The following is a 12,547-nucleotide window of genomic DNA, read 5'->3' on the forward strand; positions in this document are numbered from 1 at the left end:
GCAAGAATAACAACATAAACAAGGAGCAAACCATGAAGATCACCCACCTGTTGAAAGTGACCCTGCTGGGGTTGATGTTGTCGCTGCTGGCCGGTTGTCAGAGCGCGCCCAAGGGATTGACCCCGGAGCAGATCGCCGTGCTCAAGGAGCAGGGCTTTTATCTGACCGATGAGGGGTGGACGCTGGATCTGGCCAACCGGGTGTTGTTTGCCAACAACGTGGGGGCGCTCAATCCCCAGACTCGTCAATCCGTTGAAAAACTGGGTAAAACACTGCTTGGCGTAGGGTTGGACAAGGCGCGGGTGGATGGCCACACCGATAATACCGGCGAGAGCAGCTACAACCAGCAACTCTCCCTGAAGCGGGCCCAGTCGGTGGCCGATGTGCTGGTCTCGGTCGGCATGAAGCCAGCCAATCTGGAGATCCATGGCCGTGGCGAGACCATGCCGCTGGCGGATAACAAGACCAGAGAGGGCCGGGCCGCCAACCGCCGGGTTGCCATCGTCATCAGCGATCAATAACCCTTCTCATCATTTCATTACCCATAAAAAAGAGCGCCCGATCGGCGCTCTTTTTGATCGCGACAGCTGGGGTCGCGAGGGCATGTGGGGCAGGGTTACTGCGCGCTATTTTGCCCGTTATTGTCGTGATGGCTGCGCAGGCGGATGTTGATCATCTCCACCACCAGCGAGAAGGCCATGGCGAAGTAGATGTAGCCCTTCGGAATATGCAGGTCCATCCCCTCGGCCATCAGGGCGAAGCCCACCAGGGTGAGGAAGGAGAGGGCCAGCATCTTGATGGTGGGGTGGTTATCGACGAAATCACCGATGGATTTGGCGGCAAACATCATGATGAAGACGGCGATCATGATGGCCAGCACCATCACCGGCACGTGATCGGCCATGCCGACCGCGGTGATCACCGAGTCGAGGCTGAACACGATATCGAGGATGGCGATCTGGATCAGGGTGCTGATAAAGCCCGAGGCCGCTTTGCTGACGCTCTCCGGCTCGGCCGCCCCTTCCAGGGTGACGTGGATCTCGTGGGCACTCTTGCCGATAAGGAACAGGCCCCCCAGCAGCAGGATCAGATCGCGGCCGGAGATGGCTTCATCCAGCACGGTGAAGAGCGGATCGGTGAGGCGCATCACCCAGGCCAGCGAGAGCAGCAGCAGGATCCGGGTACCCATGGCGAGCCCCAGACCCAGAATGCGCGCTTTTTGACGCTGCGCCTCCGGCAGGCGACCTACCAGGATGGAGATAAAGATGATGTTGTCGATGCCCAGCACGATCTCGAGCAGGGTAAGGGTGGCGAGTGCGACCCAGGCAGAGGGATCAAGAACCCATTCCAGCATGATTGAACCTTGGTTGAAAATTGGTTGGAAAATTGAAGCAGCGCATTCTAGCAGGGGCGCCACTGCTTGTCCCAGAGGGGGGAAAAGATAAAAATGGTGGCCATCGCAAGGGAGGCAGGCATGTTTCGATTAGGTTTCATCATTAATCCGGTCGCCGGGATTGGCGGCGCAGTGGGGCTCAAGGGCAGTGACGGCGTGGTGGATGAGGCGCTTGCTCGTGGTGCCGTGCCCAAGGCGCAGGAGCGGGCGCGGCAAGCCTTGTTGCCACTGTGCGAACTGAGCGTCCCGTTTGAACTGCTGACGGTGGCGGGAGAGATGGGGGAGGCGGTGGCCCGCGAGCTGGGGTTGCCCTGTCGGGTCATCTATCAACCGGCCGGGGAGAGCACCTCGGCCGATGATACCCGCCACGCCGCCGAGTTGATGCGCGAAGCCGGGGTCGATCTGCTGCTGTTTGCCGGTGGCGATGGCACGGCGCGGGATATCTGCGCCGCGGTGGGGGAGTCTTGCCATGTGCTCGGCATTCCGGCGGGGTGCAAGATCCACTCCGGCGTCTACGGGGTGACGCCCGCTGCCAGCGGGCGGGTGGTAGCGCGGATGATCGCAGGGGAACTGCTCAGCCTGATCGATGCCGAGGTGCGCGACATCGACGAGGAGGCGTTTCGCGCGGGCAAGGTGCGGGCCCGCCATTACGGCCAGCTGAAGGTGCCCGGCGATCTGCGTTACGTACAAGCGGTCAAGCAGGGGGGCAAGGAGTCCGAAGAGCTGGTGCTGGCGGATCTCGCCGCCGGTGTGGTGGAGCAGATGGAGCCCGATACCCTCTATCTGATGGGTTCCGGCAGCACGGTGGCAGCCTGTATGGCAGAGCTCGGTCTGGAAAATACTTTGCTCGGTGTGGATCTGGTGGAAAATGGCCGACTTATCGGGCAGGATCTCAGCGCCGCCGAGATCCTGACCCGGATCCGCGGCCGTCGCTGCCGACTGATCATGACCCTGATAGGCGGACAGGGACATCTGTTCGGGCGCGGAAATCAGCAATTGAGTCCAGAGGTGATTCGGTGTGTCGGGCTGGAGAATATCCAGGTGCTGGCAACCAAAGCCAAGCTTGCCGCCCTTGCGGGCAGGCCGCTGCTGGTGGATACCGATGATCCCGAATTAAACCGGGCGTTGCGTGGTTATCTGCGAATAACCACGGGATACAAGGATCAGGTCATCTACCCGGTGGCCAACCCGGAATAGGACGCCAAGGACGCTGCTGGCCTGGCGCCAGAGAGCTGCAATCAACCGGATTGCGGTTCCATACTCCCGAATTTTTTGCCGCAAATGAGGCTGCGTTACATGACGATTCACGATTTTGAGCACAAGTTGTTGGGACTGATCGACAGCATGGTTGCCACCGCGACCGATGATGAGCTGTTTGCGGGGGGTTACCTGCGAGGTCATATCTCATTGGCCGTTGCCCGGGCCGAGCTGGAAGGCAAGACCCTGGTGCGGGACGTCAAGAGCTATGTGCTGCGCAGCCTCAACGAGGCGATCTTGCAAGGTGAGCTATCTGAAGAGGATGAAAAACTGGTGCAGGCGATGTGGAGTCGTTTGCAACAAGACGCAGAAGCTTGATCGGATACACAATTCAAACTGAAGTTTGAGTTTATCCTTCCCCTGAAGTTAGTGAAAGGTTAATAATAAGTTTCGCCTTTTGTTTCAGGGATTAAACTATGGCCTCTTCCTCACGCATTGCCAATAAACTGCCGCTCGAGATGCTCTATCAGTGGGAGCGGCAGTGTCCTGATCGAACCTACCTGCGTCAAACCATCAACCGCGAATATGTCGATTTCACCTGGGGTGAAGTGGCCGATGAAGCGCGGCGGATGGTTACGGCCTTGCGTCACCTCGGTCTGGTGGCCGGTGACAAGGTGGCGCTGCTCTCCAAGAACTGTGCCCAGTGGTTTATCGCCGATCTGGCGATGCAGATGGGGCAGTATGTGAGCGTGCCCATCTACCCGACCGCCAACGTCGACACCATCGAATATGTGCTGCGCCATAGCGAGGCCAAAGCGATCTTCGTCGGCAAGCTGGATGACTGGAAGAGTCAGGAGGCGGGCGTACCCGACGATCTGCTGCGCATCGCCTTCCCCTATGACACCATGCCGGCCAGCCACCAGTGGGATGACCTGCTGGAGGCGCACGAGCCGATCCCTGACAGCCCGGTGCAGGCCCCTGACTCCCTGCTGAGTCTGGTCTACACCTCTGGCAGTACCGGCAAGCCGAAAGGGGCCATGCTGAGCGTCGAGCGCTACGCCTGGTCGTGCGAGAAGCTGGTGGAGACGGTGAGCCTGAGCCAGGCCGATCGGGGCTTCTCCTACCTGCCGCTGGCCCATATTACCGAGCGGGTCTACATCTATGGCGGCAGTCTCTATGGCGGCGCTACCATCGCGTTCCCCGAATCCCTCGACACCTTTATCGAAGATGTCAAACGCTGCCGTCCCACCGTCTTTATCTCGGTGCCGCGGCTGTGGGCCATGTTCCGCATCAAGATCCACGAGAAGCTGCCCCAGAACAAACTGGCGTTGCTGCTCAAGATCCCGCTTATCTCCGGCCTTATCAAACGCAAGCTGCAAAAGGGGTTGGGACTGGATCAGGCCCGGGTACTCGGCTGCGGCTCCGCGCCTGTCTCCCCTGCGCTGCTTGAGTGGTATCTGAGCATTGGCCTCAAGGTGACGGAAGCCTGGGGCATGACCGAGAACCACGCCTACTCCACCATCAACTACCCATTCCGCGCCGACAAGATCGGCACCGTCGGCAAGGCGGGGATCGGGGTGACCATCAAGATCTCCGACGAGGGGGAGATCCTCTGCCGCTGCGAAGGGATGATGCTGGGTTACTACAAGGATCCCGAGCACAGCGCCGAGGCCATCGATGCCGAGGGGTGGCTGCACACTGGCGACATGGGCAAGCTGGACAAGGAGGGTTATCTCACCATCACCGGCCGGATGAAGGATGTGTTCAAGACCGCCAAGGGCAAGTATGTGGCGCCGGTGCCCATCGAGGGACTGCTGGGGCAGGAGCCCATCATCGAACAGCTCTGCGTGATTGGTTACGGCATGCCCCAGCCCATTGCGCTGGTGCAGCTGGCCGAGAGTGCCATGAGGGGCAATCGGGAGGAGGTCAACGCCAGACTGGAAGCGGCGCGGGTTCGGGTCAACGATCAGCTGGAATCCCACGCCAAGATCCGCGGCATTCTGGTAGTGAAAACCCCCTGGAATATCGAGAACGGCGTGCTGACCCCCACCATGAAGATCAAGCGTCACCTGCTGGAGCAAAAGTACGCCCAGGTCGGGGATCGCTGGCCCTCATCGCAAGTGGTGGTGTGGGAGGAGTAAATCCCCCATTTTCCACATCGCGACAAACAACAACGGCCCTTGATGGGCCGTTGTTGTTTTTGGGGGTTATCACTCGCCGCCATTTGGCGGGCAAGTGAGAAACGAGCTCCCGGTTAGATCTGCGCCAGCGCGGCGGCCAGATCTGCAATCAGATCGTCGGCGTCTTCCACCCCGATGCTGAATCGAATGAGGTCGTCATTGACCCCGGCGGCGAGGCGGCTCGCCTCGTCCATGGCGGCGTGAGTGGTACTGGCCGGATGGCAGGCGAGACTCTCGAGATCCCCCAGACTCACCGCCTGCACGAATAGCTGCAGGTTGTCGAGCAGGGTAGCGCAGCGCTCAAACCCGCCTTCCAGTTCGATGCTCACCATGCCGCCAAAGCCGCTGGCGAAGGCGCCGAGGGCATCGTGGCCCGGATGGTTGGCAAGCCCCGGGTAGATCACCTTCTTCACTGCCGGGTGGGCTGCCAGAAACTCGGCCACTTTCTGGGCATTGTGCAGGTGGGCATCCATCCGTAGCGGCAGGGTCTTGACCCCACGCTGCAGCAGGTAGGCCTCCTGCGGGCCAATGGGAGAACCGATATGTTTGAGGGCCACGGTGCGGATCGGCTTCATCAGGGCGTGAGATCCCGCTACCACCCCAGCGATGATGTCGCCGTGGCCGCCCAGATATTTGGTGCCGCTGTGCATCACTACATCGACCCCGAGTTCCAGCGGACGCAGCAGGTAAGGGGTGAGGAAGGTGTTGTCACACACTGTGATGGCGCCCACTTTGCGGGCTGCTTCCACCACCAACCGCGGATCCACCACCTTGAGGGTGGGGTTGGTCAGGGTTTCGAACAGTACCACCTTGGTGGCGGGGCGGATGTTGGCCAGCAGATCCCGATCGCTCTCGTAGGCGGTGACTTTTATGCCGGCGCGGCTGAAGGTTTGCTTGAGGAAGGCATCGGTGCCGCCGTAGAGCGGGCCGATATAGGCCACCTCATCGCCGCTGTCGGCCAGGGCATACATGATGGCGCTCACCGCTGCCATGCCGCTCGCCACCACCAGCGCTTCATCGGCACCTTCAAGCGCCGCCAGCTTCTGCTCCAGCTCGGCGGTGGTGGGGTTGCCAAAGCGGCTGTAGATAAAGCCGGGGGCCTGACCTGCAAAGCGCTCCTTGCCTGCCTGGGCGTTGAAGTAGCTGAAGGTGCTGCTCTGGTAGAGCGGGGTGGTGAGGGCACCGGTCTGTGGGTCGATCCGCTGGCCGCTGTGTACGCTCATGGTCTTGAATTTCATCGTGTTGCTCCGTGATGGCCAGGCTCTGGCCATGACTTGTTTTGTTGTTCGTTGCTTGTTGTGTTTGTCAGCGCGGGTATGTGCATGCGGCTTGTGGCTTATGCATATACCCGCCTGCGGATCTCTGCGCTGTTCAGGCCAGTATCGCTTCGCTCTTTGTGCGCGGTAGGCGAGCGGGTTCCCCATAGTGGCGGGCCGCCACATCCGGGTGGGAGCGCAGTCGCCCTTTCAGCACATTCTCCCCCACCTGATTAAAGAGCGGGTTGGTCGGGTCGCTCTCCGGCCCTTGCGCCTGCGCTGCCAGCGCGGGGGAGAGGGTGAGCAGTGGCACGGTGGCATCGAGCCGCGCCGCCATAAAGAAGGCGCAGGATAGGCGCGAGACACCGGGCGGCGGGCTTACCACCCGATGCAGGGTCGCCTTGAGATAGCCGTTGGAGGCCAGCTCCAGCAGCTCGCCGATATTGACCACCAGCGCTCCCGGAAGGGGGGGGGCGGAGATCCAGCCGTCGGCCGTCTCGACCTCAAGCCCCGAGTGATTATCCTGCATCACCAGCGTCAGGTAGCCGGGATCCTTGTGGGCGCCGACCCCCTGACTGCTGCCACCCGCCTCTTGCCCCGGGTAGTGAATCAGCTTCATATGCTGATAGGGGGCGCCGCGAATACTGTCGTCAAACACGTTGGCCGGTTGCTCCAGCACCTCGGCGAAGGCAGCGAGCAGGGTGAGGGTGATGTCGCTCAGCCGCTCCTGCCACGCCAGCAGATGGCCTTTCATCTCGGGAAAAGTAGTCGGCCACTGGTTGGGGCCGATCAGCCGCTGCCAGGGTTCACGGACCAGGGCCGCAGGCAGAGCCTGGGCCTCATTCATGATATCGAATTGCTCCCGCAGATCCGGCCGCTGGCGCGTTAGCTCGGCACCGACCCGGTTGTAGCCGCGAAAGTGGGGGCTGTTGACCATCTGCACCGCCAGCTTCTCCTGCTCCGGCAGAGCAAAGAAGCGCTCTGCCAGCGCCAGGGTCTCTAGCATCTCAACCTTGCTCAAGCCGTGGCCGACCAGATAGAAAAAGCCCACATCGCGGGCGGCCGCGGCCAGCCTGGCCAGCATAGGGCGACGCACCTCGGGCGCCCCCTTGAGGGCAGCCAGATCGATGATCGGCAGTGGTGAATGTTCCATGTGCACCTCCTCACTCTTTCGTTATCTCTGGCGCCATCTCTTGCACTGCCTCCGCTGTTGGCAGACCTGATAAGCGGCAAACGGGATGGCGCGACAGTGTGGCGCCATCTGGGATAAAGGGGATGCTACTGTTCGGTGTTATAAGACGGAAACAACAAATTATTCTTAGTTATATACAAAATTCGAAATGGAATTCGGCGCCTGATGGGCTGAAGGTTTTTTGCGCAGCCATTGCGGGGTAAAGGGGCAACGATGAGGGGGAGAGTGATAACCAGAGGCAAGCTGCCAGCGGCAAAAATGACCAAAACAGAAAATGGCCAAAACAGAAGAGAGGCGGATGCCTCCCTTCTGGTTGAGCGGTTTTTCACCTGACCGAAAGCACAGGCGAGTGACCGCGTATTCTGGCCTTAACCGCCTGTTGGCTCTCAGTAACCCAGGGTAAAGCGCTGGCGCTGGTGAGCCGGTTTTTCCACCTCGTTCAGCACGCCATCGGCCAGATCACCGGCGGTGATCCCGGCAGGCTGTTCGCCGCTAAAGAGCACCTGATCGCCACCAATCCGATAGCCGCCGCGCTTCTCGCCCGGTTCGAGGAACACCGGGGGAGAGACAAAGCGCCAGTCGAGGGTGGTTTCACGACGCAGGGCGGTGAGACCATCGCGGGCCGCCAGCGCCCCCTGTTTCCACTCGGCCGGAAACTCAGGGGTATCCACCAGTTGCACGCCGGGGGCAACCTCCAGACTGCCGGCGCCACCTACTACCAGCAGCCAGCTGTTGGCCGCTTTGGCTGCTGCGACGATCGCGTTGGCGCCCTTGAGGTACTGGTCGTAGATATCCGGTGTGGTCCAGCCCGGGTTGTAGGCGCTGAGCACCCGATCGTGCCCCTTGAGCACCTCGGCCAATGCCTGCGGGTTTTGGGCATCCACCGCCACGGCGGTGACCTGCGGATGGGCGGCCACCTTGCTGACATCGCGGACGATGGCGGTGACGTGATGGCCGCGGCTGATGGCCTCGTTCAGGATGGCTGAACCGACAAAACCGCTGGCACCGATCAGGGCAATCTTCATGGGGAACTCTCCTTCACTGTTGGAATGGGGCTATCCTACGCCGCCATTTATGATTTAATAATCACCTCAAAAATGCATTCACTTATAAGCTGGGTTTAATAATGGAACAGCTCAGACGTTACGCCATCTTCGCCGCCGTGGTGGAAGCGGGCAGCATGACAGGGGCAGCCAAATCTCTTGGCATGACCCCCTCCGCCGTCAGTCAGCATATCAGTCAGCTGGAGAGCCTGCTCGGACTGCCCCTGCTCCATCGCTCCACCCGTCGTCTCAGTCTGACCGAGGCGGGAGAGGTGGTGTGGCAAGGGTGTCGGGCGTTGCAGCAGACTCTGAGCGAGACCGAGCTGCGCCTCTCGGAGGTGCGCGACGCCCTGCTCGGGGAAGTGCGGATCACCGCCCCGGTGGGGATGGCGGGCCAGCCGCTGGCTCTGGCCCTCTCACCGCTGCTGCAGGCCCACCCCGGCCTCACCATCCAGATCATCGCCGACGACGAGAAGCGGGATCTGATTGCCGAGCGGATCGACGTGGCATTGCGGGTCGGCACCTTGCCCGATTCGACCCTGGTGGCCCGCAAACTGGGGCAGACCCGGATGCTGCTCTGCGCCGCCCCCGCCTATCTGGCGCGCAAGGGGACGCCGCGCACGCCCGCCGATCTGGCCACCCACGACTGGCTCTGCGGCGACATGCTGGGCAACGGTTTGCTGCTGCAGGATGAAAAGGGGGGCGAGCACAGGGTGAGGTTCAAGGCCAAGGTGCTCTGCAATAACGTGTTGCCCTTGCGCCAGTTTGCGCTGGCGGGGCAGGGGATCTCGCTGCAACCGGAGGGGGAGATTGGCGAGGATCTGGCGCAGGGGCGTCTGCTCGAACTGCTGCCCGGTTTTCGGGTGGCACCGATGGAGATCCACGCCATCACGCCGCAGCGGGAGATCCCGGAGAAAGTGCGGCGGGTGGTGGAGGCACTGCGCAGCTATTTCGGCACGACGATGTCGTCATGAGCTGCGCCTTAATGGTTGAGAAAAGGCCCCCGATTATCCTGAAGGGGGATTATCCATTAGGCGGTTTGTCGAGAAGAGCGATAGCCCGGATGAGGAGATGGGCATGCTTGACTGTTAAGCATACTTAAAACGAACTGACGGCCCGCACCTGATCTTTGAGCCAATTAAGCCCGGTATCCTGACCGGAGCTCTTGTGCCAACTCATGTAGACGGGGCAATCCTCCGAGAGCCAGGGGAGGGGATAGCTGGCCAGATCCAGCGCCTGCCCCAGCTTCTCCATATGCCACTGGCTGGCGACGCAGAGCCAGTCGGTACGACTCACCAGATGAAGAGCGGTGAGCAGGGAGTCGCTCTCGTAGGCAATCTGGCGCGGCGGCAGCGGCGCCTTGGTCAGGGTGTTGAGCAGCAAGCTGTCGAGCCGCCTGGTTTGCAATACCACGTGCTTTTCGTTGAAGAAGGTGGCCATGTCGGGGGCCTGGCGGATCCTGGGGTGATCCTTGCGGCAGGCGATGCGCAGGGCCTGGGACATAATCTGCTCGTTTTCGATCCCCTGCTCCGCCATCGGCTTGGTGGCCAGCACCAGATCCACGCTGTGCAGATAGAGGCTGTTCTGGCGCAGGGCTTCGTCCTGTACCTGGGTGTTCCACTCCAGCTGACAGTTGGGGGCTTGGGTCTGCAACAGGTTGTTGAGCTCCGGCAGGAAGAAGATATCGATATCGGGCACCCCCGCGATGCGAAAGGTGCGCCGACTGGTCTGGGGATCAAAGAGATCGGTGCGCTGCAGGCTGCGCTCCATGTCGTGCAGCGGCACCATGATCTCGTGGTGCAGACTGAGCGCTCGCGCCGTGGGGGTGATGCCGCGTCCCTGGCGGACAAACAGCGGCTCGCCCACCAGGGTGGTCAGGCGGCTGATGGCCTGGCTGATGGCCGAGGGGGTCATCTCCATCATCTCGGCGGCCGTGGTGACACCACCATAGCGGATCACCGCATCGAGGACGCGAAAGAGATTGAGATCGACTTGAGACATGGTGGCTACCGTTAAGCATGATTAAACAGTTAACATACTGAACAGCCTCTTGTCCGGCCAGCATTCCCTGCGATAACTGTGATGTTTCCCTCTCTATTCGTCATCTTCCATCTTGCCGCGAATGCGATCGAGCCTGTTTTGCAGTCATGCTTGAGTCCGGCAGGTGGCCCGCGGCATAGAGCAGCGCGACCAGCAGCAAGCCGCCCAGAAAGAGCCAGCGAGCGCTTCCCCAATGGCCGCTGTCCGTCATCAGGGCCGCCAGCAACAGGGGGCCAAGCAGCTGACCGAAGTTGGCGAGCTGGACAAAAAAGCCCTGCACGATGGCCAGTTGCACCGGCCCCTGACTCACTCCCTGTGCAGACGAGAGGATCGCCGGCGGCGCCATGCCACCCGAAAGGGAGAGGACGAGGCACAATCCATAGGCCCACCAAGGTGACAGGCCGGGCCAGAAGGCGAGCATGCCACACAGCGCCATCAGGCCCAGTGCCCAGCTGATGAGCCGATCTCGTGCCACGCCCCGGCGCAGCAGCAATGCCCCCATCAGGTTGCCGGGAATATTGGCGACCACCGCCAGCGCCGAAAGCAGGGCGATCTGGCTTTGGCCAATCCCGGGGCTGCCTTGCAACATGGTTGGCAGCCAGACAAAGAGCGCCCAGAGCATCAGGCTGTAGAGCGTGAACGCCAACCCGTAGCGCCAGAGTGCCTTCTGCCGGAGCACCGTCAGTTGGCGTAGCGGGTGGCCCGAGTTGATCGAGTTTTGGGATGCCCAGACCCGCAGCCCATCTGCCGAGCGACTGGCGAGCAGAAGCAGCAGGGCCGAGAGTTGCAGAGCCATCAGGATCAGCCAGGCCAGTCGCCAGCCACCTTGCGCCGTGAGCCAGGGAGTGAGCAGCATACCCGCCGCCGCCCCGAGGGGCAGGTTGACTGCCCACAGGCTTATGGCCAGCCGTTTATCCTCCTCCCGGGTCACCGCTACGATAAAGGCGGGCATGGCCACCGAGACCAGCAAAAAGCCAATCCCCTCGACAATTCGCGACAGCAGCATCATGGCCAGCCCGGTGGCGGGCAGTGCCAACGCCCCGCCTGTGACGATAACCAGTAGCCCGACAACCCCGGTTTGCCGCCCACTCCAGCGGGTCAGCAACAGGCCGAGAAAGAGGCTGAAGAGGATCGCCAGCGTATTGAAAGCTGAGGCGAGATAGCTGGCTTCGACCAGTGTCAGCCCCAGCTCGCTGCGCAGTATGCCGAGTACGGCGGGCACTTTGCCAAGGCAGAGGGCGCCGCTGGCACCGGCAAAAATGGCGAGGAAGACCAGAGGCCAGCGCGTGCTTTGTGGCTGGTGGCCAGCGAGCGTGCTCATGGCCGATATTGGCCGTTGCGCAGCCACTCATCGTTGAGCTGACCAAATTCGCCGCGCTGATAGGCATGCAGCCGATCTGCAATGGCGTCGTGGCTGTTCATGACGAAGGGGCCATGTTTGACCAGGGGTTCATTGAGCGCCTGGCCTGAGAGCAGCACGAAGTGGCAGGGCTCGGTGGCCTCAAGCTGCAGAGCCACCGCCTCGCCGCCCTCGGCAGAGAGGCTGACACCCATCCCGTGACCTGCCGGGATGAGGTGCCGCTCTCCCTCCGCCTGCAGGGTCAGCGATCCGGTCAGGGGATAGATCATGGCATTCCAGCCTGCCGCCAGCAGATGGGTGAAGCGGCTGCCGGGCGCGCAATGGCCATCGAGCAGGGTAAAGGGTTGGGGCAGCTCTGCCGAGTGTGGCGCCGTTATCCCGTTGCTGTGGCCTGCGACCACCCGTACTCGCACCCCTTCGCCATGAAACTCGGGGATGGTGGCAGCGGCTGCGTGGACGGCAAAAGGCGACATCATCTTTTGACGGGCAGGCAGGTTGACGAAGATCTGCAGGGCGTGGACATAGGGCGATGTCCCTTCCGGCTGCTCGGTATGTACAGCCCCGCGCCCGGCCGCCAGCCAGTGGAGCGCGCCCGGTTCGATGGGGCCCTGATTGCCGAGGGAGTCGTAGTTGACGTGGGGGCTCTTCGAATCCTCGAACAGATAGGTGACGGCAGAGATCCCGGCGTGGGGATGGGGCTCGAAGGTGGGGGCGGTCATCTGGAAGTGATCCACCATCACCACGGGGTCTATCAGACCGTTGAAAAAGTGTTCGCCAAAATGGCTGGCTGTAAAGCCGCTGCCAATGCGCAGCGGTTGGCCCTTGACGGGGGCGGAGAGAGTCAGGCGTCTGGTCATCGATATAACCTCTTGAAGACAAAAGAAGC

At 61.6% G+C, this 12,547-nt stretch carries 12 protein-coding genes; 5 read left to right on the plus strand and 7 right to left on the minus strand.

The window, feature by feature from the left end:
• Positions 1 to 32 precede the first annotated feature (32 nt).
• Positions 33 to 521, plus strand: coding sequence for an OmpA family protein (locus AB5Y67_RS02920; RefSeq protein WP_005333642.1), 489 nt, complete (start codon positions 33 to 35; stop codon positions 519 to 521).
• A 95-nt stretch (positions 522 to 616) separates the two neighbouring features.
• Here the strand turns inward: AB5Y67_RS02920 and AB5Y67_RS02925 are convergent, their stop codons facing one another.
• Positions 617 to 1,354: a TerC family protein gene (locus AB5Y67_RS02925; protein ID WP_115521829.1), complete on the minus strand. Its 738-nt coding sequence runs from the start codon at positions 1,352 to 1,354 to the stop codon at positions 617 to 619.
• 120 nt (positions 1,355 to 1,474) lie between these two features.
• Between AB5Y67_RS02925 and AB5Y67_RS02930 the strand changes: the two genes are divergently transcribed.
• The 3 genes from AB5Y67_RS02930 (at position 1,475) to AB5Y67_RS02940 (ending at position 4,731) form a co-directional block, all read left to right on the plus strand.
• Complete coding sequence (locus AB5Y67_RS02930) at positions 1,475 to 2,590, plus strand: ATP-NAD kinase family protein (RefSeq protein ID WP_199427425.1); 1,116 nt, start codon at positions 1,475 to 1,477, stop codon at positions 2,588 to 2,590.
• Positions 2,591 to 2,689: 99 nt separating this feature from the next.
• Positions 2,690 to 2,968 (plus strand): YfcL family protein, encoded by a 279-nt coding sequence (locus AB5Y67_RS02935; RefSeq protein ID WP_005333639.1) that lies wholly within the window; start codon positions 2,690 to 2,692, stop codon positions 2,966 to 2,968.
• Positions 2,969 to 3,066: 98 nt separating this feature from the next.
• Complete coding sequence (locus tag AB5Y67_RS02940; protein ID WP_199427426.1) at positions 3,067 to 4,731, plus strand: AMP-binding protein; 1,665 nt, start codon at positions 3,067 to 3,069, stop codon at positions 4,729 to 4,731.
• Positions 4,732 to 4,844: 113 nt separating this feature from the next.
• Here AB5Y67_RS02940 and AB5Y67_RS02945 read toward each other — a convergent pair whose 3' ends face one another.
• The 3 genes from AB5Y67_RS02945 to AB5Y67_RS02955 all read right to left on the minus strand — a co-directional run bounded on the left by AB5Y67_RS02945 (position 4,845) and on the right by AB5Y67_RS02955 (position 8,243).
• Complete coding sequence (locus AB5Y67_RS02945; protein ID WP_100645691.1) at positions 4,845 to 6,008, minus strand: PLP-dependent aspartate aminotransferase family protein; 1,164 nt, start codon at positions 6,006 to 6,008, stop codon at positions 4,845 to 4,847.
• A gap of 133 nt (positions 6,009 to 6,141) precedes the next feature.
• Entirely contained in the window at positions 6,142 to 7,179 is a 1,038-nt protein-coding gene (locus tag AB5Y67_RS02950) for an isopenicillin N synthase family oxygenase (RefSeq protein WP_199427427.1), read from the minus strand.
• 425 nt (positions 7,180 to 7,604) lie between these two features.
• Positions 7,605 to 8,243, minus strand: coding sequence for an NAD(P)-dependent oxidoreductase (locus AB5Y67_RS02955; RefSeq protein ID WP_199427428.1), 639 nt, complete (start codon positions 8,241 to 8,243; stop codon positions 7,605 to 7,607).
• A gap of 101 nt (positions 8,244 to 8,344) precedes the next feature.
• On the opposite strand from AB5Y67_RS02955, the gene AB5Y67_RS02960 reads away from it, so the two are divergent.
• Positions 8,345 to 9,235, plus strand: a complete 891-nt coding sequence (locus tag AB5Y67_RS02960) for a LysR family transcriptional regulator (RefSeq protein ID WP_005361146.1) — start codon at positions 8,345 to 8,347, stop codon at positions 9,233 to 9,235.
• 124 nt (positions 9,236 to 9,359) lie between these two features.
• Here AB5Y67_RS02960 and AB5Y67_RS02965 read toward each other — a convergent pair whose 3' ends face one another.
• The 3 genes from AB5Y67_RS02965 to AB5Y67_RS02975 form a co-directional block, all read right to left on the minus strand.
• Positions 9,360 to 10,262 carry a LysR family transcriptional regulator gene (locus AB5Y67_RS02965; protein WP_005352600.1) on the minus strand — a complete coding sequence of 301 codons (903 nt, stop codon included), beginning with the start codon at positions 10,260 to 10,262 and terminating at the stop codon, positions 9,360 to 9,362.
• Between the two features lie 100 nt (positions 10,263 to 10,362).
• The gene (locus AB5Y67_RS02970; RefSeq protein WP_199427429.1) at positions 10,363 to 11,622 is read right to left on the minus strand and encodes a CynX/NimT family MFS transporter; all 1,260 of its coding nucleotides are present in this window, start codon (positions 11,620 to 11,622) and stop codon (positions 10,363 to 10,365) included.
• Positions 11,619 to 12,518 (minus strand): pirin-like C-terminal cupin domain-containing protein, encoded by a 900-nt coding sequence (locus tag AB5Y67_RS02975; protein WP_325793797.1) that lies wholly within the window; start codon positions 12,516 to 12,518, stop codon positions 11,619 to 11,621. The genes AB5Y67_RS02970 and AB5Y67_RS02975 overlap by 4 nt, the downstream gene beginning before the upstream one ends.
• Between the last annotated feature and the right edge of the window lie 29 nt (positions 12,519 to 12,547).

This window comes from Aeromonas sp. s12 (assembly GCF_040907925.1).
Classification (GTDB): domain Bacteria; phylum Pseudomonadota; class Gammaproteobacteria; order Enterobacterales; family Aeromonadaceae; genus Aeromonas; species Aeromonas veronii.